This is a genomic window from Streptomyces sp. NPDC046335, assembly GCF_055587985.1.
The window spans coordinates 31,304-54,142 of record NZ_JBVJFF010000014.1 but is presented as its reverse complement, the minus strand read 5'-3'; the positions used below and the strand labels follow the sequence as shown (position 1 = coordinate 54,142).

Annotated in this window: 19 protein-coding genes; 13 read left to right on the top strand and 6 right to left on the bottom strand. The window is 68.6% G+C overall.

The features are described 5' to 3' along the window. Positions 1-446: 446 nt before the first annotated feature. From ACZ6JY_RS31260 to ACZ6JY_RS31240, 5 genes are all read left to right on the top strand, one after another. Positions 447-725 (top strand): polyprenyl synthetase, encoded by a 279-nt coding sequence (locus ACZ6JY_RS31260; RefSeq protein ID WP_469201220.1) that lies wholly within the window; start codon positions 447-449, stop codon positions 723-725. Between the two features lie 34 nt (positions 726-759). Then, on the top strand, positions 760-1,815 hold the full coding sequence (locus ACZ6JY_RS31255; protein WP_469201218.1) for a polyprenyl synthetase family protein: 1,056 nt from the start codon (positions 760-762) through the stop codon (positions 1,813-1,815). Between the two features lie 124 nt (positions 1,816-1,939). Beyond that, entirely contained in the window at positions 1,940-3,103 is a 1,164-nt protein-coding gene (locus ACZ6JY_RS31250; protein ID WP_469201216.1) for an oxygenase MpaB family protein, read from the top strand. 291 nt (positions 3,104-3,394) lie between these two features. Continuing rightward, positions 3,395-4,225: an FAD binding domain-containing protein gene (locus ACZ6JY_RS31245; protein ID WP_469201214.1), complete on the top strand. Its 831-nt coding sequence runs from the start codon at positions 3,395-3,397 to the stop codon at positions 4,223-4,225. Further along, positions 4,222-6,978, top strand: a complete 2,757-nt coding sequence (locus tag ACZ6JY_RS31240) for a molybdopterin-dependent oxidoreductase (protein WP_469201212.1) — start codon at positions 4,222-4,224, stop codon at positions 6,976-6,978. Before ACZ6JY_RS31245 ends, ACZ6JY_RS31240 begins: the two co-directional genes overlap by 4 nt. Positions 6,979-8,135: 1,157 nt before the next feature. Here ACZ6JY_RS31240 and ACZ6JY_RS31235 read toward each other — a convergent pair. Further along, positions 8,136-8,627: a nucleotidyltransferase domain-containing protein gene (locus ACZ6JY_RS31235; protein WP_469201211.1), complete on the bottom strand. Its 492-nt coding sequence runs from the start codon at positions 8,625-8,627 to the stop codon at positions 8,136-8,138. Between the two features lie 248 nt (positions 8,628-8,875). Here ACZ6JY_RS31235 and ACZ6JY_RS31230 point away from each other — a divergent pair, with 248 nt between their 5' ends. Beyond that, on the top strand, positions 8,876-9,025 hold the full coding sequence (locus ACZ6JY_RS31230) for a hypothetical protein (protein ID WP_469201209.1): 150 nt from the start codon (positions 8,876-8,878) through the stop codon (positions 9,023-9,025). 505 nt (positions 9,026-9,530) lie between these two features. Here ACZ6JY_RS31230 and ACZ6JY_RS31225 read toward each other — a convergent pair. From ACZ6JY_RS31225 to ACZ6JY_RS31215, 3 genes are all read right to left on the bottom strand, one after another. Beyond that, a complete protein-coding gene (locus ACZ6JY_RS31225; RefSeq protein WP_469201207.1) occupies positions 9,531-10,331 on the bottom strand; it encodes a GNAT family N-acetyltransferase in 801 nt (266 codons plus the stop codon). 92 nt (positions 10,332-10,423) lie between these two features. Next, positions 10,424-11,983 carry an amino acid permease gene (locus ACZ6JY_RS31220; protein ID WP_469201205.1) on the bottom strand — a complete coding sequence of 520 codons (1,560 nt, stop codon included), beginning with the start codon at positions 11,981-11,983 and terminating at the stop codon, positions 10,424-10,426. 207 nt (positions 11,984-12,190) lie between these two features. Beyond that, the gene (locus ACZ6JY_RS31215) at positions 12,191-13,228 is read right to left on the bottom strand and encodes a hypothetical protein (protein ID WP_469201203.1); all 1,038 of its coding nucleotides are present in this window, start codon (positions 13,226-13,228) and stop codon (positions 12,191-12,193) included. 1,183 nt (positions 13,229-14,411) lie between these two features. Between ACZ6JY_RS31215 and ACZ6JY_RS31210 the strand changes: the two genes are divergently transcribed. Further along, entirely contained in the window at positions 14,412-15,158 is a 747-nt protein-coding gene (locus tag ACZ6JY_RS31210; RefSeq protein ID WP_469201201.1) for an SAM-dependent methyltransferase, read from the top strand. Positions 15,159-15,777: 619 nt separating this feature from the next. Here ACZ6JY_RS31210 and ACZ6JY_RS31205 read toward each other — a convergent pair. Continuing rightward, entirely contained in the window at positions 15,778-16,521 is a 744-nt protein-coding gene (locus ACZ6JY_RS31205; protein ID WP_469201199.1) for an SDR family oxidoreductase, read from the bottom strand. Between the two features lie 95 nt (positions 16,522-16,616). Between ACZ6JY_RS31205 and ACZ6JY_RS31200 the strand changes: the two genes are divergently transcribed. From ACZ6JY_RS31200 to ACZ6JY_RS31190, 3 genes are all read left to right on the top strand, one after another. Further along, a complete protein-coding gene (locus ACZ6JY_RS31200; protein WP_469201197.1) occupies positions 16,617-17,252 on the top strand; it encodes a TetR/AcrR family transcriptional regulator in 636 nt (211 codons plus the stop codon). 416 nt (positions 17,253-17,668) lie between these two features. Next, entirely contained in the window at positions 17,669-18,337 is a 669-nt protein-coding gene (locus tag ACZ6JY_RS31195; protein ID WP_469201195.1) for a response regulator transcription factor, read from the top strand. After that, positions 18,330-19,421 carry a sensor histidine kinase gene (locus ACZ6JY_RS31190; RefSeq protein WP_469201193.1) on the top strand — a complete coding sequence of 364 codons (1,092 nt, stop codon included), beginning with the start codon at positions 18,330-18,332 and terminating at the stop codon, positions 19,419-19,421. The genes ACZ6JY_RS31195 and ACZ6JY_RS31190 overlap by 8 nt, the downstream gene beginning before the upstream one ends. Before the next feature lie 321 nt (positions 19,422-19,742). On the opposite strand, the gene ACZ6JY_RS31185 is transcribed toward ACZ6JY_RS31190, so the two are convergent. Further along, positions 19,743-19,970, bottom strand: coding sequence for a hypothetical protein (locus tag ACZ6JY_RS31185; RefSeq protein WP_469201191.1), 228 nt, complete (start codon positions 19,968-19,970; stop codon positions 19,743-19,745). A gap of 77 nt (positions 19,971-20,047) precedes the next feature. Between ACZ6JY_RS31185 and ACZ6JY_RS31180 the strand changes: the two genes are divergently transcribed. From ACZ6JY_RS31180 to vanX, 3 genes are read left to right on the top strand one after another with little or no spacing between them, the layout of a single operon-like run. Next, complete coding sequence (locus ACZ6JY_RS31180; protein WP_469201190.1) at positions 20,048-21,070, top strand: D-isomer specific 2-hydroxyacid dehydrogenase family protein; 1,023 nt, start codon at positions 20,048-20,050, stop codon at positions 21,068-21,070. Next, a complete protein-coding gene (gene vanA, locus ACZ6JY_RS31175) occupies positions 21,063-22,130 on the top strand; it encodes a D-alanine--(R)-lactate ligase (protein ID WP_469201188.1) in 1,068 nt (355 codons plus the stop codon). The genes ACZ6JY_RS31180 and vanA overlap by 8 nt, the downstream gene beginning before the upstream one ends. Continuing rightward, complete coding sequence (gene vanX / locus ACZ6JY_RS31170) at positions 22,123-22,746, top strand: D-Ala-D-Ala dipeptidase VanX (RefSeq protein ID WP_469201186.1); 624 nt, start codon at positions 22,123-22,125, stop codon at positions 22,744-22,746. Before vanA ends, vanX begins: the two co-directional genes overlap by 8 nt. Positions 22,747-22,839 lie beyond the last annotated feature (93 nt).

Genomic DNA, 22,839 nt, shown 5'->3' with positions numbered 1-22,839 from the left:
GGGGTTCTGTCCTTTTGGCGTGTGTGGGCGCTGGTGTTTGTGGGGGGGGTCTGGAGGGTTTGCGCCCCCGCCACTGGGGGGGGGGGGGGGGGCCCGCCAGACTCGGAGGGGGAGCCGAGCTGTTAGATGTGCTGTTGCCCTGGATCCCAGGCGGTATGCCTGGATGCGGCGTGTTCCCGATGTCCGTCGCCACCGCTGTCCGGGCCCGCCGTCGCCCCGGTGGGACCGTCCGCCGCGGTGGCGCCTGAGGCCGGGCACGGCTGGAGCGGTAGCGGTAGCGGTACGGAAGCGCCGACGCGGATTGCCACAGGCGAACGATCCGTACGTGAGTGCGATGTGATCACTCGATGGTGATTTCCTCCGCTCCTATGCCCGGCCTGCCGTGATGCTGGGAAGAACGGCGTGCGACCGGCGCCGTCCGGAGGTGCCGGCGAGGGGGTGGCGTGATGCAAGGGGCAGCGGGAGGACGCGGGGGCCTGGACGAGCAGGCGGTCCTGGTGGTGGCTGGGCTGGCCGATCTGGCGGTGAGCATGGCGGGTTCGGCTGTGGGAACGGTGCGGGGCTTGCTGCGCCGCGCGGATGCCGCGGAGCTGGCGGCGGAGGCCCAGGATGATCTGATGGCGCGCGGACGGTTGGTGATGGAGCGGTACGCGGGTCCGCCTCCGGCCCATCTGGAGATCCTCGCCCGGCATGCCCTGGCGCGGCGGGCCGCCGACGATGTCTGACCGGAGGGAGCCGCCCTGGCGCGGCGGGCCGCCGATGATGTCTGACCGGTGGGAGCCGGCCGCGTTCAAGACGCGCATCGACGAGGTGTTACGCCTGTTCATCGCCCGGGAAGCCGAGCAGTTCTCGGCGATCGATCCGGCCTTGGGGCCGGTGGCCGAGCAGTTGGAGGCTGCGGTCGCGGACGGCAAACGGCTGCGGGCCGCGTTCTGTTACTGGGGCTGGCGGGCGGTGGGACAGCCGGACAGTGACGCGTTGGTGCGGGCGGCGGCCTCCATGGAGCTGGTGCATGCCGCCGCGGTCGTGCACGACGATCTCATCGACGACAGCGCGTTGCGACACGGCAGGCCCACCGCACATGTCGCGTTGCGCGGCGCGGTACACCATCGTCCGTGCACTGCCGCGGCCGCCAGGTCGCTGGCGATGCTGGTGGGGGATCTGCTGATGGGGCTGGCCGGGCAGCTGTTCGCCACCAGTGGTCTGCCCGCCGCGTATCTGGCCCGGGCCCGCCCCTTGTGGTCGGTGCTGGCCCGCGAGCTGATCGCCGGCGAGTGCCTGGAGATCCTGAGTACCGGAGCCGAGCCGGACACCGCGGCGTCACTGAAGGTGATCCGGTACAAGACCGCCAAGTACACCGTCGAGCAGCCCCTGCTGATCGGCGGCGCCCTGGCCGGGGCCAACGGGCGGCTGCGCGAGGGCTACTCCGCCTACGGGCTGCCCCTGGGCGAGGCGTTCCAGCTGCGGGACGACCTGCTCGGCCTGTTTGGAGACCCGGAACGCACCGGCAAGGACAACGCGGATGATGTCCGAGGCCACCGGCCCACGGCCCTGCTGGCAGAGACATGGCGCCTGGCAGGTGAAGACGACCGGGAGCAGCTGCGTGCCTTGCTGGGCCGAGGCGACCTGGACGACAACGGTCTGCACGCGGTACGTGAGGTGATGCGCCGGCTGAAGACGCCCCACCGCGTCGAGAACATGATCACCGCGCGGGTCGAGGAAGCCCTCGACACCCTCCATGAGCTGGACCTGCCCGCACATGCCGCCGCTGCCCTGGCCGCTCTGGCGCACTCGGCCGCGGTCCGCCTGTCCTGACCCTCGCGCAGGACCGGCGCCAGCCCGCGCGGGACCGGCGCAAGCCCGCGCCGCCCGGCCAGACCTCCGCCAGACCCTTGACGCTGCCGTACGCCACCTCGCGTGAATGACAAGGAGCTTGCCCATGACCTGCACCGAAGCCTCGATGGACGCCCTGCGGCAGACCGGTGACGAACTCGCCGACGCCACCGTCGCCACACTCTTCGAACGCGGAGAGGTGGGCAAGTTCAACACCCTGATGCGCTACGTCTCCACCGCGGGTGCTCCGCTGCCGGACGGGCTGCCCGATGTCGCGAGGGAGTACCTTCAGGCCACGAGTGCCCCGCCGGCCTGGGTCGACTGGGGGGAGATGGAGAAGGCCCGGCTGTTCTTCATCGACAACAACGTGCACATCTCCACCGCACTGTCCTTCGCGTCCATGCCCGCCTGCTACGTCGTCCCGCACGTGGCCAAGCTCCTGTCGGCCACCCATGGGCTGAAGTACCCCTCCAAACGGATGGCGGAGACCGGCCAGTTCACCGTCTACCTGATGCAGCCCGACGCCTTCGAGGCCGGCAGCCGCTTCATCCCCGCCGCGCAGAAGGTCCGCCTCCTGCACGCCTCCATCCGCCACCACCTCGTACGCGAGAACCGCTGGGACACCGGTGCGCTGGGCACGCCGATCTGTCAGGAGGACATGATCGGCGGGCAGATGTTCTTCTCCCTGCTCGTACTGGACAGTCTGCACCGCCTCGGCATCCACATGTCGACACAAGGCGCGGAAGCCTACTACTACGCCTGGCGCGTGGTCGGTGCCATGCTCGGCGTCGACCAGGACGCCGTTCCCCAGACACTCGACGAGGCCCGCGAGTTCCTCGACCTGTACATGATCCGGCACATGGGGCCTTCCGAGGAAGGAGCGCACCTGACCCGGCAGCTCATCGACCTCTACGAGGAGGTCGTGCCCGGAACCTTCTTCGACCCGATCATCTCCGCCCTCATCCGCCACCTCGTCGGCGACACCTGCGCCGACTGGCTCCAGGTGCCCCGCACCCCATGGGAGACCGTCGTCAAGGCCGCCCCCCACCTCCTCGGCGTCCTGGAGACCATCGAGGACCGCTCGCCTCTCGGCGCCTGGGTCCTGGACCGCCTTGGCCACCTCACCACCATCCTCGAACTCTCCTCCCTCACCCGTGGACGCGTCATGCACTACGCCATCCCCGAACAGCTCAAGAAGGACTACGGCGTCTCCAGCACGGTGCCCCCCACCCAACGATGGACTCCGCCTGCCGCCACCGTCTCCCACTGACCCACGTGTTCACGCCACCGGTCTGGGCAGCGCACACGCGGCTTCGCCCTCCCGCCGCGCCGTGGTCAACGGCAGCCTCCTCCTTGCGTGTACGTGCCCCGCCGGAGGGATTCGACTGCATGGCCAGGAGGCTGGGGAGCTGGGAGAAGGGGCCGGCGCCGGTCATGTTCGGTCGGGGCGGTTGTGACTGGTCTTCACCCGGACGGCGCGTGACGCGGGTGGTCGGCCGGGAGTTGGCACAGTCGCGGGCGCGGGCAGCGCCCGTTCGACGGCCGGCGGAGGCGGACGGATATGGATCTTGTGGCGGTCCGGGCCGTGCTCGACCCGCGCGAGGGTGTGCGGTGGGAGGCGGGGGACGCGTGGCTGGCCGGCGGCACCTGGCTGTTCTCCGCCCCTCAGCCCGAGGTGGCGCGCCTGTGGGACCTGGACCGGATGGGCTTACGGCCCTTGACAGTCCACGAGAGCGGTCTGGAGATCGCGGCGACGTGCACGGTGGCCGAACTGCTTGCCTTCGCCGTACGGCCGGGCGGGCCCTGGCCGGATGCGCGTGCGCTGATGGCAGGCTGCTGCCGGGCGTTCTCCTCGTCCTTCAAGGTGTGGAACACCGCCACGGTGGGCGGCAACGTGTGTCTGGCCCTGCCGGCCGCGCCGATGGTGTCGATGGCAACAGCACTGCACGGCGTGTGTGTGCTGCGCGCGGCCGACGGCCGCGAACGCCTGCTGCCCGTACGGGAATTCGTCTCCGGAGAGGGCCGGACGGAGCTGCGGCCGGGGGAGATGCTGCGCTGCCTGCGGCTGCCGACTGAAGCCCTGGAGCAGCGCACGGTGATGCGCCGGGTGAGCCTACGGCCCGGCGGACATTCGGCCGCCCTGGTGATCGCCGCGATCACTCCCGGCTCCGGGCGCTTCGCGCTCACGCTCACCGCGGCCACGACACGCCCCGTGTACCTGTCCTTTGAACGGCTGCCCACGCCGACCGGGTTGCGTACGGTGATGGAGCGGGCCGTCGGTGCGGAACTGATCGTGGACGATGTTCACGGGGCCCCCGAGTGGCGCACTCACCTCATCCATCAACTGGCCGAGCAAGCACGGCAGACACTGGCGGAGGAGGAACTGACATGACCTTCTCCGTCCTGCTCAACGGCCGGCCGGTGTACGAGCAGCCGGGGCCCGGGCAGTGCTTGCGCACCTATCTGCGTGAGCAGGGCTGCTTCGGGGTGAAGAAGGGCTGCGACAGCGGTGACTGCGGCGCCTGCACCGTGCACGTGGACGGCAGGCCCGTACACAGCTGCCTCTACCCGGCCCTGCGTGCCGCAGGGCGGATGGTGACGACGGTGGAGGGCCTGTCCCAGGACGGCGCGCTGCACCCGGTGCAGCAGGCCTTCGCCACCAACCACGCCTTCCAGTGCGGCTTCTGCACCCCGGGATTCGTCATGACCGCCGCCGCCCTGGACCACAGCCAGGGCGCCGATCTCACCGAGAACTTCAAGGGCAACTTGTGCCGCTGCACCGGCTACCGGTCCATCGAGCGAGCCATTCAGGCATCTCACAAGTACCGCACCACTGACGAGCAGGTCACGGAAGCCGACACCACCGCTGCTGCGGGAGCTGAGGACGTCGTCACGGGACGGGCCCGCTTCACCCTCGACGATCCGGATCCCGCCGGGCTGCTGCACATCAGGCTGGTGCGCTCCGAGCACCGGCATGCCCGCATCACCGGCATCGACACCGCCGGTGCCCTGGCCGTGCCAGGCGTCCACGCCGTTCTCACCCACCACGACGCGCCCGCTCTGCGCTTCTCGACCGCGCTGCACGAACAAGCAGAGGAAGATCCGGCCGACACCCGCGTCCTGGACGACGTCGTGCGCCACGCGGGCCAGCGTGTCGCGGCGGTCGTCGCCGACAGCGAAGCCGCGGCCGAGGCGGGCTGCCGCCGTCTGCGCGTCACCTACCAGGCCCTGCCCGCTGTCACCGGCCCGGAACACGCCCTCTCCGCAGAGGCCCCTCATGTCCATCCCGGCGGGAACATCGCCGATGAGGTGCACACCACCATCGGGGACATCGATACAGGGCTGGCCCAAGCCGACCACGTCGTCGAGGAAACGTTCCGCACACACCGGGTGCAGCATGCCGCGCTGGAAACCCACGCCACCCTCGCTCGGCAGGACGATGAAGGGCGGTTGCATGTCCACACCGCCACCCAGGCCCCGCACCTGACCCGCCGGCTCCTGGCCAAGGTGTTCGGCCTGCCGCCTGAGCGGCTGCACGTCACGGCCGCGCGGCTGGGCGGTGCGTTCGGCGGGAAGCAGGAGATGCTCACCGAGGACATCGCCGTGCTCGCCGCGCTGCGCACCGGGCGGCCCGTCAGAATCGAGTACACCCGGGCCGAGGAGTTCACCGCCACCACCCGCCATCCCTTCCAGGTCCGAGTGAAGATCGCCGCCCGCCGTGACGGCACGCTCACCGCCCTGCACCTGCATGTCTTGTGCGACACCGGCGCCTACGGCAATCACGGCCCCGCCGTCCTGCGACATGCCTGCATCGAGGCCCTGAGCCTGTACCGCTGCCCCCACATCAGGGTCGACGGCTGGGCGCTCTACACGCACAACGTCCCGGCGGGCGCCTTCCGCGGCTACGGCGCCGGCGAGATCGCCTTTGCCGTCGAATCCGCCCTCGACGAACTCGGCCACACCGCCGGCCTGGACCCCCTGGTCCTGCGCCGACAGGCCTACCTGCGCCCGGGGGAGTCTGCCCCAGCGGTGACGGCCGACGGCATGGCGCCGATCGCCGACCATGGCATCACCAACTGCCTGAATCTCATCGAAGGCGCCCGCGCCCGGTACAGGGCCGCGCCACCCGCGCTCCCCGGCTCGTCCTGGCTGGTGGGGGAGGGCATGGCCGTCACTGTCACCCCCACCCTGCCCTCCGACGGCCACTTGGCTCAGGCGAGCGCCACCCTGCGCGCCGACGGCGCCTACGACTTGTGCACCGGCGCCCCGGAGTTCGGCAGCCAGGCCACCACCGTGCACCGGCGTATCGCCGCCACCGCCTTGGCCACCACCATCGACCGCATCCACCTCCGCCAGGGCGACACCGACTTGCTCACCCACGACACCGGGGGCTTCGTCTCCACCGGCTCCACCCTCGCCGCCCGCGCAGTCCACGAGGCCTGCCGGCGTCTGCACTCGGCCGTCCTCGACGCCGCGGCCGCCCGCACCGGTACCGCCCCGGACGACTGCCGCCTGAGCCAGAATGCCGTCGACTGCGCGGGCCGACCGCTGCCCCTGACCTCCCTGTACCGAACCGCGCACGAGACCGGTCGGCCACTCACCGCCACGGCGACCTGCGACGCCACCACCGGAACCCCGGGCCTGGCGGCGAACGCCCAGTGGATCCGCCTGGCCGTCGACCCGGCCACCGGTCTGGTCACCATCCTCGACTCCGTCCACGCCGCCGACGCGGGCACCATCCTGGACGCACGCCAACTGCGCGGCCAGATCGAAGGTGCCATCGCCCAGGGCATCGGGACCACACTGATGGAAGACTTGCGCACCGACCACCAGGGCCGCGTCACCACACAGGACCTGCGCACCTACCCCATTCCGCACCTTGCCGACGTCCCCCGCACCGACGTCCGCTTCGTCCCCGGCTCCGGTGACCTGCACTGCGCAAAACCCGGTGGTGAAGCCGCCTTCAACCCCGTCGGCCCCGCCCTGGCCAACGCCCTGCGCGACGCCACCGGCATCCGCTTCACCGCCCTCCCACTGCGCCCGGACACCCTCTGGGCGCAGCTGCGGCTCAACACATCCGCGTACGCCCAGTCCGGCGCTCGGCGTCGGCCAAATCTTCCCGGCTGCGAAGGACGAGAAGCCTGAGCAGGCATGGCATCAAGGGCGATGCCAATGCGGGCGAGTCAGCTGCCGATGGCGACCGGAAGCTGCGCGAAACCCCGCATGGACATCCCTGGGATACGCCGCACCGGGGTGCCGGCCAGTTGGAGCGTGGGGAGGCGCTGAGTCTTCGGCACCTGTCCCGGATCTTCAGTCGTGAAGGAGTAGTTCTTCGGCTCCGGAAGCCAGTTGGAGGGACACTTGACGAACGGTTCCCGAATCGGCGATGAGCACGTCGGGTATGTGGTCTTCGTAGAAGCGCACATACCCGATGGTTCCCACCGTGGTCGTCCGCGCAGCCAGCCACTGCAGGAGATCCCGCAGATGCTCGAACTCGTCGGGGTGTACCTCCTGACGTGCCAGAAGGGACCAGCCCCGGGGACTGCGCTGAAGAGTAGCGATCTGCGCCCCACCTATGCGGTACGCAGAACCTGCGCGGGCCAGCAGCGGATACTCCTCACTTCCTTCCTGTGCGGGTGGTCAGCCCTTCCCGGGTGTGCCGTGTGCCGTGCGCTGAGAGCGGCCGTTCGCTTTGAGACGTGCTCCGGCATTACGGGTAGCACCGGCTCCCGCTGCGGGGTGGAGTGGGGTGGCTGACGGACGCTTCCGATGTGCCGCCAGTACAGCGCCCCGGCCGCCGTGCTCAGCACTGCTGTGACCGCCAGCTGCTCCCGAGTGCTGAGCCTCACCGCCCTTTTGATCAGGTGGCCGGTCGCGTTCGCCACGACATCAGCCTGCCGCTCCGAGGCAGCCATCCGGCCTTCCAGCAACCCCACGTCGCCCAAGGTCGCGCGCAGGGGCGAGCCAGTCGCTGACCCCGAGTCCGCTGTCGACCAGGTCCGAGTCGGTCCCGATGCTGACCGCCGGGGCGATCACGTCGGCCAACAGCAACATCGGCACATCGGAGGTGTCCCGCCCGGCCGGAATCTGAGCCTGGTGGCGTCTTTGTCGATGGCCAGTGCCGGCGCACGCCGATGAGTTCTGGCATCGTTTCGTGCTCCACCTGAGTGCGAGGATGGCGGCGGTGGGTTTTGATGCCGCCTCGGATGCCGAGGGAGCTTTTGCCGGTGCTGTGGCTGTGATGTTCTCCGGCCCCGCCCGCCAGGGTCGTTCATCCTTGCGTCCCGGTCCGCCGGCGTGGATCAAAAGTGCGTGGCAATCCCGAAGACGCGGCGGAGTTGTGCCATGTCGTGCCGGTCGCGTTCCGATGGCTCGTATCCCTGGTGGAAGTAGACCTGCTGCTCGGCGGACAAGCATGGGACAGGAGTCCCCTGGATGGTGCCCGTCACGAAGCACGAGGAGGGGTAGGTGAAGGGACGTTGCGGTTCGGGTGACGCCTGCACTGCTGAGCCGCCATCAGTGAAGACCAGCGGATGGAGATCAATCTCCCTTCCGTCCGGAGCCGTCACGACAAATCGGATGGGCCTCCAGTTCAGACTCTCCACGAACCCCGCCGCGGAAAGGACCGCCAGCACAGCGGCCTCCTGGTCCTGCCGGTGCATCAAGTCAAGGTCGCGATGGTCTCGGGTCTGCTCGCCGATCAAAGCGTCAATTCCCCATCCGCCACCGACCCAGACGTCCGCCTTCGCTCTCTGAAGCAGGGCTAGGACGAACAACACGTCATCAGCTGTCATCACCCGAGGCAGGCTAGAAGCGTCAGCGTCGTTCAGCGACCGATTTCCCTCGGAAGAGACTGGGCAGGCGCCCGTCCGGATACGCCCGCAGTGATCGTCAGCCAGCGGGTGGCCTGCTCGGTTCTTGCACCCGGGGCTGCGCGAGGCGGAATGAGTCCGTGCCGGATGATGTATCGCCATGATGGCCCCGGGCGGCCGAGCTGGGCACCGTATTGGGCAACGGCAACGTCGATCAAGCCCTCGGTCCGGTGACCGCGGCCGGGTGCTTCACTGACGACGATCTGCTCTCGATCCTGGGACACATCGCCGACAGCAAACCCGTCGACGAGGTCGCCCGCGCGCACGAGGCCCACTCCGTCCAGAACGGAACCATCGGCCGACAAGCCCTGGGCCAGTAGGCGCTTCGCCGACAAACCCGAGATATCGGTGTGATCCCTGCTCGACGGCCTGGCGCAACTTGCGGACCTGCCCGACCCAGTCACCGCCGCAAGCGGCCGGGAGCCGGTCGAGTTCCGCTGGCAGCAGCGAAACCTGGCGAGCGCCCCCCGTTGGTTGAAGACCGCGTCCCCGTAGGGAATCAGGCCCCCAGGGCATCGGGAACAGCCCCGGATTCAGCTCGCCGAAAAAAAGCGGAAGACCACGGCAACCCACCCTCGGCCCGGGGCTGTGACGTCGCCGCTGTCACCGCGTACCTGCTACCTGCTCCCGCGGGCGCGAGCACCGGCCGCCTCATGAACCACGCTCACCTCATGAACCATTCTCACCTCGTGACCACCACTGGCGACTCACACCGACTCGCCGAGGCCCTCGCCGGGAAGGGAGTGGCCCCCTTGAACTGCCCCCTACCCCCAAGGAACACCCGACGCGTGCGGGGGCACCCCCATTTTCGGCCTCCCGGCCGGCTCACTCCGCCAGGTTGAAGAAGTGGATGGGTGTGTTCGGCTCGAAACCGATACGCGGGTACACCGGCGCCCCGGCAACGGTCGCGTGCAGCGTGGCGCGGGTCAGGCCGGTGGCTGTGGCGCCCTCGTAGAGGGCCTTTCGCGTCACCGCTTCACCGTAGCCCTTGCGCTGCCACTGCGGGTCGGTGGCGACGAAGGCGACGAAGAGACGGCCTTCCGTCTCGACCGTCGCGGCACACGCCACCGGAACGTCGCCCCGCATCGCCAGGTACGCGTACATCTCGCTCGTCCAGTGCGTGGATCCGATCAGGCCGTCGCGGCCTTCCTCCAGGGGGAATCCGTACGCGCGTGACTGGAGGTCGGCGTAAGCCCGCAGGTGCTCGTCGGTGCGCACACGCACGAACGTCAGGTCGGGGTGGACCGGGTCGGGGATGGGCAGCAGGTCTCCGGCCATGCCCGTGCCGGGGAAGGCGTACTGCAGGCCCGCCTGCTCGGCCGCCGCGGTCAGCGTGGTGCGGGCCTCGTCGTCGAGGAGGTCCTCGAAGAGCCACAGGAAGCCCGGGTGCTTCCTCGCGCGCATGATGCCCGCCGCCTGAATGAGGCGTTGTGCGACGAGGCCGGCTCCCGCTCCTGACTCGGTCAGGGTGATGCAGTTGTAGAACGAGAATCGGCAGTCGGCCCAGCGGACGGCGATGCCGGGGAGGTCGCGTACATCCGCGTCCGCATCGCGGTCGAGCACCAGGGCGCGCCAGGCCACGGTGAGCTGTCGTGCCGATTCGATGGACGCCGCGGGGTCAGTCACCGTACTCCCATGAGCTGTTGTCATTGTGGTTGTCGCTGTGGTTGTTGTCGTTGTCGAGGGCGGTGAAGTCTTCGAGGACTCTGTCGCTGCCATCAGATGATGCCCTCGAACTGCTTGTCCTCGGTGGGGGAGCTGGAGCGGGGCACGTGGTAGGAGTCGCGGCCGAAGCGCCGCCACAGGGCGGCTATGAGGAAGGCGACCACTACGGCGACGGGCGTGTAGTTGAACGTGCTGGCGGTGACCGGGCTGCTCTGCGGCAGCAGGAACAACACCGTGACCGCGGCCGCCCACACCACCGCGATCCAGCCGATCGGCCGGCTCCAGCGGCCCAGGTTCCAGGGACCCGGGGAGAACCGGTCGTGGTGGATCAGCCGCAGCAGCACGGGGATGGCGTAGGCCGAGGTGAAGCCCACGACCGAGATGGCGGTCACGGCCGAGAACGCCGTGCTGGAGTACAGGGAAGGCAGTGCGAGCACGAAAGCCACGGCGACCGCGAGCCAGACCGCGTTGGCGGGGATGGCGGTGCGGCGGCTGATCTTCTTCCAGTGCCCCGACCCGGGCAGGGCGCCGTCACGGGCGAAGGCGTAGATCATCCGGCTGGCGCTGGCGGTCACGGTGTAGCCGCAGAGGAACTGGGCCACGATGATGACAAGGAGCAGCGCCTTGGCGGCCGCCATGCCCAGTGCGTCCAGGAGGATCTGTGCCACGGGTACGCCGGTCGGGCTTTGCAGGGTCGCGGTGTAGTCCTGGACGGCGAACAGCAGCGTGATCAGCAGGATGCCGCCGGCGACCCAGGACACCGCCACGGAGCGGAAGACCCCGCGGGCCGCCGCGACGGAGGCATGGTTGGTCTCCTCGCTCAGGTGGGCCGAGGTGTCGTAGCCGGCCAGCGCGAAGACCGGCAGCAGCATGCCCAGCAGAATCACGTACGCCGGGGCGCTCCAGCCGGTGTTGTTGGTGAACTCGGAGAATACGAAGCCGGCCGACTGGTGGTGCGAGGGCACGAGCGCCAGGGAGCCGATGATGACGACGGCCCCTGCGAGATGCCACCAGGCGCTCAAGGACGTCAGGATGTTCATCAGGCGCGTGCCGAAGAGGTTCATGACCGCGTGCAGGGCGAGGATGACCGCGTACAGGGCCAGCAGGGAGCCCGCGCTCGGCGTGTAGTCGAATTGCAGGTTCATCCACGCGGCGGTGAATGTCGCGATGCCGAAGTCCTGGGCGGCGATTCCGCCGAGCAGTCCCAGGAGGTTGAGCCAGCCGGTGTACCAGCTCCACCGCTCGCCTCCGAGCTGGCGGGCCATGTAGTACAGGCCGCCGCTGGTGGGGTAGCGGGAGGTGATCTCCGCCAGGGCCGCGGCGAGGCACAGCACCAGTGGTCCGACGGCGAGCCAGCCCCACGTGATCACCGCGGGGCCGCCCGAGTTCAGGCCGTAGCCGAACAGCAGCAAGGTTCCCGACATGATCGAGATGACCGAGAGGGAAGCCGAGAAGTTGCCGAAAGCCCCCATGCGGCGATGCAGTTGCTGGGTGTAGCCCAGCGACTGGAGGAGGCGCGCGTCCTCGCCGTCGCGGTCGACGCCGTGGTCGCCGTTGCGGTCGCGGTCGACGCCGTTGTCGGCTGGGTTCCGCTGCTTACGCGGTGTTCTCATCGCAGTCATTGGTTCTCCGCACGGAAAGCTGAGTCGGGGGGCAGGCGAGATGGGGACGGGTGAGATGGGTGCAGGCGGGGTGGGTCGGGGGTGGCTCGTGGGGTGGCTCGTGGGGTGGGGCGGGCTGGCCGCCGGCCGGCCGCTAGGGGGCGTGTTCGTGCTGGTCGGCGGCCAGGCCGGCTCCGCCGGCGGTCAGTCGGTCGGCGGTCATGGGTGGTGGCCTCCCGTCTGCCTCGGGTGGGATCTCAGGCAGGCGATACGGTCCTCCTCGAATGCCTTCCGCCACTCGGCCGCCGGGCCCCGGGGGTCGTAGAGCCAGGGGGCGGGAGTGGCGAAGTCGCCGATGGCCGTGAACACTTCGGCGGCCCACGCGGCGAAGCCGCCCCTCGCCAGGGCGTAGGCGAGGTAGTTCAGATCCAACTGGGAACTGGTGGCCGGCTCCTGCTTCCGGAACCAGCCCTCGAAGGCCTGTGTGATGGCCCGTGTGGTGTCCTCCCTGGTCCACAGGAGGTTCAGCATGACCGCGCCACCGTTGTCCCGTCGCTCACGGTGCTCCTGCACACGGGCGTAAAGGGGCAGCAGAAGCAGCGGCGAGTCGGGCGGCGCGAAGGAGACCGTCCAGCGAGCGAAATCCGTCGCGACGGCCTGGCGGCCCGCGGGGCCCGGGCGGGCCTGGAGCGCCTGGGACATCCGGTGCCATGCCTCGCGGTTGAACGGATCTCGTCGGTGCACTTCCGACAGGAGGCCCCATGGCCCGGCGGGCAGCAGATACTCGTGCGGCGGCGGAGTGACGTGATGCTCCGGGTAGCGTCCAGCACTGTCCGCTTCGGCCAGGGCAAGGCGGCAGATCCAGGGCACTGCGTCATCGGGGTTGCCGTCGCTCGCCTGACGGCACGCATCCCTTGCCCGGGCCACCAGTGTGTCCAGGTCCTGCGCCTTGCGGTAGTCACGCGCCCAGTCGCGTCGGTGGGCCTGCAGCACTCGTTCGGTGGCGACTCGGGCGTACATCACGCGGGCCGCGAGGCTTTCCGGCTCCTCTTTCAGCCACAACTCCACGACGTTGGCCGGTGCCGCGACGACGCCCAGCACTTGGGTACGGGATGTCCACTGCGGCCAGTTGCCCGTACGGGCCAGCACGTGCCGCATCTGCATCCAGTAGCCGGCCTGGATGTCCTGCACGGCGGTGCGGAGGTCCGTGTCGCGGCCGGCCGGGTTCACGCCGCCGGCGGGGCTCGAACTCTCCATCAGCGCGCCTCTGATCCGGGTGGCCGGGCCATGAGCAAAGGGTTCCTTGGGGCAGTTGGGGGCGAGTGGCACGGTCATACGATGAACAGGGGCGTGGCGGCGGTGTGGCCGACGAGCAGGGCGGAGACGACCGCTGGCGCAAAACCGGGCCGGTGGCTTTCGCCCGTGGCCGGTAGCGAGTGCCCAGACAGGTACTTAAGTGCCTGGAGAGACGCATGGCCAGAGAATCCAAGATTCTTTGGCTGTGCAGGTACGGCTTTCAGACACACGGCGGTTGGCCGTCGCTATCCGTGACCAAGGGGCCACTCGCAGCGCTCGGGGCGGTGTGCCACCGGGGTGCGGACGCCGGCCGCCGCGTGCGCACAGGTATCGGGGGCGGGGTCGCCGTCCGGGGTGGCGGAAGGGGTGAACTCCCCTGTGCGGCTGGCCGGAAGAGTGTGAGGCCGAGCGGCCGTGCGGTCCGATGAGGCGATGCACGACAGGCCGTAGCGGGCCAGGGTATGCGCTGGGACCACCGACGCTCCGATGGTATAGCGTTCAACCTGCGTGCCCCGTACGCGAGTTGCCTGTGACGCAGGGCACGCGGGTGCCCCAATGGCGGCCTTTCGAACACACGATCATTCGGCCAGTTTGGTACGTTGATCACTGGCTGTGAGCAGACGTCGACGGGTGCGGGAGTACGGCGGGATCCGCGCTCCGGCCGGTGGCCCGCGATGACTCCCCTCCACGCCCAAGACGTGCCCCTGCGGAACGGCAGCATGCACGCCGTACGCCACCGCTACACCGTCGAGCAGGCCCGCACTGTCGCCGCCGCTCTCGACACCGCCGCTCTCGACACCGCCGGGGTCGCCGCGATCGAGATCGCCAACCTCGGATCCGCGCTGGCTCGCCGCACGCGACCTTCCCGGGGCAACCAGCCAGACGGGGCGCCAACACCTAGAACACGGCCCGAGCGCTCTGGCCATCGGGATGGTGTTCGGCGCCTGTCCGGGCCGCGTGGTTGGTAGCGCCGCCCGAAATCGGTGGACACGGCGTCCCGAGAGCTCTAGGTTTCCCGAGTCCAAGATCGAAACGTCCAAGCGGGGTGCATTTGATGACGGTTCAAGCAGTGGTAGCCGACTGCGGACGGCTGCCCTCCAGGAACGGGAACGGCAGGACCTCATCGAACTAAGGAATCCCTCCTGTGGATCTTCCACGCATTTGGACCATTCGCGAGAGCAGTCACCGCGTCCACAACCCGATCACCGCTGACAAGCTCGCCGCACTGGGCCAGTCGCTTCATCCGGCACTTGGCGCGCGGGCGCTCGACCTCGCCAGCGGGACGGGCGAGATGCTGTGCACCTGGGCGCGTGACCACGGCGTCACGGGGACGGGGGTGGACATCAGCACGGTGTTCACCGAGAAGGCCCGCGCCCGTGCCGCTGAACTCGGAGTCGCCGACCAGGTCGACTTCGTTCACGGCGATGCCTGCGGCTACGTCGCGGACGAGCCGGTCGATCTCGCCTCGTGTGTCGGCGCCACGTGGATCGGGGGCGGCGTGGCCGGCACCGTCGAACTGCTGGGCCGCAGCCTCCGCCCAGGCGGCCTCATGCTGATCGGCGAGCCATACTGGCGTAAGGCACCGCCGACCCAGGACGTCATCGAGGGCTGCCACGCCGGCAGCCGAGCGGACTTTCGGATGCTGCCGGAGTTGATCGGGCACTTCGGCGATCTCGGGTACGACGTCGTGGAGATGGTGCTGGCCGATCAGGACAGCTGGGACCGGTATCAGGCGGCGCAGTGGTTCAACCTTCGCTGCTGGCTCGACCAGAACCCCGCTGACGAGTTGGCCGCCGACGTGCGGGCCGAACTCGCCACCGGGCCCGCCCGCTACGTGCAGTACACCCGTGAGTACCTTGGCTGGGGCGTGTTTGCGCTGATGAGCCGCTGACTTCTCGTCGGGCTCCCCGATGCCGAGCTGGAGGGCGGTGCCCTGAGTCTGTGCGGGTCGGGGATCAACGGGTGCCCGACGGCCACGGTTCCATCAATCTCCGAGGCGTCTCCGGCAGGCGGAATGGCGAGCACCGGCAAGGGATCCTCGCGATTGACGGTGGTCCAGGTGCTGCGGGAACTCGCCCATTACGGCGAGCTGTTCACCACTGACAGCTATCCGAGTGGCTTTCGCCCCTGGGGCAGACAGTTCGCCCACGTGGCCGCCGGGGTATCGAAACACGGCGGGGAGAACAAGACACCCCCGGCCCGCGCCGAGGCGATGGCACCGCTGCTGACCGCGACCTTGCTCCTCGTCCACATTCCGCCCGCGCCGAACAACAGGCCGCAGCACAGCAGACTGCCAGCTGACTCCCGACCGCAGACCAACGTCCGCACCCTTCACGGTCCCGCGACCCCAACGGTCGCGGGACCGCCGCGTTGGCCGGTGGCTGTGTGCTCCCCAACAAATGTCGCCCGTCTACGAGTTCGTGCTCCGGCCCACTTCCTGTGGTGCACCGAAGGCTGAGGCCGATCTGTACGCGGCGGTCCGTCGTTAACCAGACGGGTGACGGCAAGTGTCATGCCTGGACGGTGGGGCGAACGTTGATCTCGCCGATCTCGACGTCGCTGGGCTGCTCGATGGCGAAGGCCACCGCGTGAGCGACCGCCGCCGGAGGGATGGCCACCGCGTCCATGTTCTTACGTGTCTGTTCGCGGATGCTCGGGTCTGCCATGGAGTCGGCGAGATCGGTGCGGATGTATCCCGGTGAGATGGCTGTCGTGCGCACCACTCCGTCGGTGGACTCCGTTCGCAGCCCCTCGTGGACGGTGCGCACCGCGTTCTTGGTCGCGGCGTAGACGGCCATCGAGGGGGATGTGCCGTGCAAGCCGGCCACGGAGACGATGCTCACGAAGTGGCCCGACCCTTGTTCGCGGAAGGCGGGCAGCGCGGCGGCGATGCCGTTGAGCGTGCCGCGAAGGTTGACATCGATCATGGCCGACCAGCTCTCGGTGTCGAGGTCGGCCAGCGGGCTGATCGGGGCGATGCCGGCGTTGTTCACCAGTACGTCGATGCGGCCGTACCGATCGATGGTGGTGGCGACCAGGCGCCGCAGGTCCTCGGCCCGGGTGACGTCGACGACGCATGTGGCGGCACGAGCTCCCTCCTCCCGGATGTCCTGCGCTATGGCCTCGATGTGCTCACTGCGGCGCGCCGCGAGGACGACTGCGGCGCCGCGCTGGGCGAGGAGACGGGCCGTGGCTTCACCGATGCCGCCGCTTGCTCCGGTGACCGCGATGATCTTGTCATGAAGAGAGAGCACTGCTGCCTCCAGGTAAAGTGGACACGTGTCCGGTGCGTGACCCACTCTACCGGACACGTGTCCACTTGTGATGGACGGAACGTCAGGAGACGCCTATGAGCACACCGGCACGCCGTCCGGACGCGGCACAGAACCGGACCCGCATCGTGGAGGCCGCCCGCGCGGCCCTCGCCGAGTCCGACCACGTCCACCTCAAGGAGATCGCCAAGCGCGCCGGTGTGGGGCAGGGAACGCTCTACCGGAACTTCCCCAACCGCGAAGCGCTCCTCGCCGAGGTCTACCGGCGCGACGTCGAAGAACTCGTGACCGCCGCCTCCGCCCTACTGGCGGAACACGAGCCCGTGGAAGCCCTGAGCCACTGGTTTGACCGAGTGATCGACTACGCCGAGATCAAGTACGGCGTCCTGGCGGCGCTTGAGCCGGCGGCGTGGCAAGACCTTGTCGCCCACAGCAAGAACCCCATCGAAGGCGCCCTCGGCCGCCTGCTGGACGCCGGGCAAGCGGCCGGTTCCCTCCGCACGGACGTGGACGCCCGCGGGGTCCTCCTGCTCATCGCCTACCTCGGTCGGCTGGACCGGGACGAATGGGGTTCAACAGCACGGCCTCTGATGAACGTCATCCTCGAGGGCCTTCGCCGACAGGGCGCGGACCGGCGGGGGCAGCAGACCGGTTCCACAACGAGTGGGCCAGAGCCCAACGATTACGGAGGACCGCGCGGGACAGATCAGTAGTGCCGAACGCCACCGTGACGAAGGGGCCATCCGGGCCGCGATGGACCGGCTCCTGAAGGGTCACTTCCCGCCCGGCGGCAGCTGCGACTTGAAGACACCGGCAACCGACGCCGGCGTGCCCCGCACCGCCTTCTACCCGAACAAGAACCGTGACGGCATCACCCGCCCTGGCCCGTACCAGCACCTCGCCGCAGAGTTCGAGCGGCGCCTTCGTGCTCTACAGGAGGCCTCACCGTCTCGCGCCTGGCCGCACAGCACGACGAGATCGTACGTCTACGGGAACAGGCCGCACCCCTCGGCTGAGTCTGACGCTGTCGGCGGTCACGGTGCACTGATAGATGGCGGCGCGGTGTTGTCGGCGCGTATGGCGTTTTTCGATACGCGGACGATATGTGCCCGCTCGTAACATCGAGAGTATGCGTGTATTGATCGTCGAGGACGAACCCTTCATGGCGGAGGCCATCCGCGATGGCCTGCGCCTGGAAGCGATCGCGGCCGACCTCGCGGGCGACGGTGACATCGCCCTGGAAATGCTGAGCATCAACAGCTACGACATCGCCGTCCTCGACCGCGACATCCCCGGTCCTTCCGGTGACGAGATCGCCAAGCACATCGTGGTCTCGGGCAGTGGGATGCCGATCCTCATGCTGACCGCGGCCGACCGCCTCGACGACAAGGCATCGGGCTTCGAACTCGGCGCCGACGACTACCTCACGAAACCGTTCGAACTGCGGGAACTCGTCCTCAGGCTCCGGGCGCTCGACCGCAGGCGCGCCCACAGCCGGCCTCCCGTCCATGAGATCGCCGGGCTGCGACTGGATCCGTTCCGACGCGAGGTCTACCGGGAGGGCCACTACGTCGCGCTGACGCGCAAGCAGTTCGCCGTACTGGAGGTCCTCATCACCGCCGAGGGTGGCGTCGTCGGCGCCGAGGAACTTCTGGAGCGCGCGTGGGACGAGAACGCCGACCCGTTCACCAACGCCGTCCGCATCACCGTCTCGGCGCTGCGCAAGCGGCTCGGCGAACCCTGGATCATCGCCACCGTTCCCGGCGTCGGCTATCGCATCGGAGGCGACAGTGGATAGATCCCCCGGCCTCAGCGTCCGCCTCAAGCTCACCCTCAGCTACGCCGGATTCCTCATGCTCGCCGGTGCGTTGCTGCTCGCCGCCGTGAGCTGGTGGCTCCTGCGAGAGGGGTGGTTGCAAACCAACGAAATGGGGTCATGGAAAGCAAGTCCGGGCACCACCTTCGTGCGCGGTTTCACTCCCATTGCGGTCGCGGTCGTGCTGTTCCTCCTGGTGTTCGGCCTCCTCGGAGGATGGGTCCTGGCCGGCCGCATGCTCGCCCCCCTGACCCGTCTTGCGGACGCCACCCGTACCGCCGCGACAGGGTCGCTTTCGCACCGCATCCGGCTGCCCGGCCGCCAGGACGAATTCCGCGAACTCGCCGACGCCTTCGACGCGATGCTCGAACGGCTTGAAGCACACGTAGCCGAGCAGCAGAGATTCGCGGCCAACGCCTCGCACGAACTACGCACCCCACTGGCGATCTCGAAGTCACTTCTCGACGTGGCCCGCACCGATCCATCACACGACACCGGCGAAGTCCTTGACCGCCTCCAAGCTGTCAATACCCGAGCGATCGACCTCACTGAAGCATTGCTCTTGCTCAGCCGAGCCGGCCAGCGGTCCTTCACCCCAGAACAGGTCGACCTGTCCCTCATGGCGGAAGAAGCCACCGAAACGTTGCTCTCCCTCGCAGAGAAGAACGGTGTCACCATCGAGACCCGCGGTGACATCACGCCCACGAGCGGGTCGCCGGCGCTCCTGCAGCAACTGACCATGAACCTCGTGCACAACGCGATCGTCCACAATCTGGCCGAACAGGGCATGGTGTGGGTTACTACCAGCGCCCACCCCGGCACCGTGATGCTCACGGTCGAAAACACCGGTGAGAAACTGACTCCACACCTGGTCTCGACGCTCACCGAACCATTCCAGAGGGGCACCGAGCGCATCCACGCCGATCAGGCGGGCGTCGGCCTCGGCTTGGCAATCGTCACAACCATCACTCGCGCACACGACGGTACTCTCACCCTCACCCCGCGCGACACCGGCGGCCTGCGCATCACGGTGCAACTGCCCGCGCGTACGCACCCGCAGTCCTGATACGGCCGTAGCGGCTACGCGGATGGTGCGGCCGTCTCGACGTACGCCAGGATCCGCCGGATGTCCCACGCGCGCTGCACGGCATCGTGGGCGGGCGACGAGCGCGATCCCGAGAGGCGTCCAGCCGGGTTGCGGGTCCGGATGCCGCTCGTCGCCCCGGGGGCCCTCGACCAGTGCTGCCTACCGCGCGGGCAGGGGATGGTTCCCCGGGTTGAGTACGTAGGTGTGTGCCTGCGGCTGAAGGACCGCCGGCCTCGTGATCCTGCCGCGCGTCGCTGAGTGTGTCTGCAGGGTGCGGCGCTCGAAGCGTCACCCCGCCGGCTATGGCGGGGTTACCAGCACCGGCACCGGCACCTTCACCGAAGCGCCGGGCTTCTTGGGTGTCCTGCTGACGGCCCGCAGGAGCGCCGCCATGTGTCTGACCCTGCTCGGCGGCCGCGTCTGGACGGTCACCGGCCTGGCCCGACTCGCCGGGGTGGTGCCGTCCACCGCGGACAGCCACCGCGACCGGCTGGTGGCCTGCTCGGCGAACACCGCGCGGGCCGGCAAAGCGGGCCGGCAACGTATCGGCAGCGTATCGAAAACTGCATACGTGTCGGCAACACCCCGTTTCCTTGAATGGAGGCATGACCTACAGCGAACCAGTGGGAATCACCGCTTTCGGATGCGGGCGGGACGAAGCCGCACGGTTCCGGGAGCTGGCGCCCCGATTCGGAGTGACGCCGACGATCACAGAATCCGCGGTGTCGGAGGAGACCGCGCGTCTGGCATCCGGAAACCGGTGTATCAGCGTCGGACACAAGACCCGGATCACCCCGGGGACACTTCGTGCGCTGAGCCGGGTCCGCGTTTCCTACATCTCCACGAGAAGCATCGGGTACGACCACATCGACGTGGATTATGCGGGCCGCGTCGGCATTTCCGTCGGGAACGTCTGTTATTCCCCCGACAGTGTCGCCGACTACACGGTGATGATGCTGCTGATGGCGGTGCGCCACGCCAAGTCCACCGTCCGCCGCGCGGATATGCACGACTACCGACTGCACGACGTACGGGGGAAGGAGCTGCGCGACCTGACGGTCGGCGTGGTCGGAACGGGGCGCATCGGCACGGCCGTCATGGAAAGGCTCCGCGCCTTCGGGTGCCGGATATTGGCGTACGGAAATCGTGCCGGTGAATCCGGCGACCCCGGTGAATCCGGCGGCCCCGGCGGTTCCGGCGGCCCAGGCGGCGAGGTGTCGCTCGATGAATTGCTGAGGTCGAGCGACGTCGTCACGCTCCATGTGCCGCTCAACGCCGAGACGCATCACCTTCTCGACCGTGAGCGCATCCAGCGGATGAGGCCCGGCGCGTTCGTGGTGAACACCGGGCGCGGTGCCCTCATCGACTCGTCCGCGCTGGTCGCGGCACTGGAGGACGGACGCCTGGGTGGTGTCGCCCTCGATGTCGTCGAGGGCGAGGAAGGCGTGTTCTACGCCGACCGACGGAATGCGCCCATCGACAGCAAGCCCCTGCTACGGCTGCAGGAAATGCCGAACGCGTTCATCAGTCCGCACACCGCGTATTACACGGACCGTGCCCTGAGTGACACGGTCGAGAACTCGATCACCAACTGTCTGGAATTCGAAAGCAGGAATCAGCATGCCTAAGGCCAGGCTTCAGGTCGGAATCCTCTTCGGTGGCCGCTCGGAGGAACACCTCATCTCCATCAAGTCCGCGCAGGAGATCGCGCGGAATCTCGACACGAAAAAGTATGAGCCGCACTTCATCGGGATCACGCGCAGCGGTGCCTGGAAACTCTGCGAGGGCCCCGCCGCGGACTGGGAGAGCGGCGCATACCGGCCCGCCGTGCTGTCCCCGGACCGCGGCGTGCACGGACTGCTCGTCCTCGACCAGGGGAAGTACGAGACGATCGGCCTGGATGTCGTGGTGCCCGTCCTGCACGGCAAGCTCGGGGAGGACGGCGCGATCCAGGGCCTGCTCGAGCTGTCCGGCATCCCGTACGTGGGCTGCGACGTCCAGAGTTCCGCGCTGGGCATGGACAAGTCCCTCGCCTATGTCGTCGCCGCCGGCGCCGGAATCGCCACGCCGGATTTCTGGACGGTCGCGGCGGGCGAGGACATCGACGCCGGCCGGCTCACCTATCCCGTCTTCGTGAAACCGGCCCGCTCGGGATCGTCCTTCGGGGTCAGCAAGGTGGCGAATGCGGGAGAGCTGCCGGCCGCGCTGGACGTCGCCCGACGTTACGACACGAAAGTCCTGGTCGAGGAGGCGGTCGTCGGCAGCGAGGTCGGCTGCGCCATCCTGGGCGGCGGTATGGACATGACCGCGGGAGAAGTCGACCGCATCGCCCTGTCCCACGGATTCTTCCGGATCCACCAGGAGGACGAACCCGAGACCGGCTCCGACAATTCAACGCCGATTGTCCCTGCCGACATTCCGGCGGAATCCCGGGCACGCGTCCAGGAAACGGCGAAGGCCGTCTACCGCGCCCTGGGCTGCAGCGGACTCGCCCGCGTGGACCTGTTCCTCAAGGACGACGGACAGGTCGTCCTCAACGAGGTCAACACCTTCCCCGGCATGACCTCGTACAGCCGCTATCCGAGGATGATGGCCGCCGCCGGGATTCCGCTGTCCGAAGTGGTCGACCGTCTGGTGACCGGGACGCTCGCCCGCTCCCTGACCCCGACGGAGCAGGCCCATGCGTAACGATTTCGTCTTCATAGACGAGTACACGCCCGGGGTCCGCTGGGACGCCAAATACGCCACCTGGGACAACTTCACCGGAAAACCGGTCGACGGATACCTGGCCAATCGCATCGTCGGCACCAGGGCCCTGTGTGCGGCGTTGCAGGGCGCGCGAGAAGAGGCGGCCTCGCACGGATATGGCCTGCTTCTCTGGGACGGCTACCGCCCGGTACGCGCCGTGGATTCCTTCCTGCGCTGGTCGGAGCAGCCAGAAGACGGCCGCACCAAGGACCGCCACTATCCCAATATCGACCGGCCCGAGATGTTCGAGAACGGATATGTGGCCGCCAAGTCGGGCCACAGCCGCGGCAGTACCGTCGACCTGACGCTGTACCACCTGGAAAGCGGCGACCTCGCTGCCATGGGGGGCGACCACGATCTGATGGACTCGGTCTCGCACCACGGAGCGGAAGGAATCTCGCGGGCCGCGGCGGACAACCGCAGGCGTCTTCGCTCCATCATGGAGAGCAGCGGATTCAGCTCCTACGCCTGCGAATGGTGGCATTACACGCTCAAGGACGAGCCCTACCCGGACACCTATTTCGACTTTCCCATCACACCGGTGAGTCCGGGATGAACACGGCGAGGCTCCGGCGGCCCGGCCGGAGCCTCGGCCCGTCCCGGGACGCCGAGCGGCGAGGGCGAGCACCCCGCCAGAGCCCACCATGTA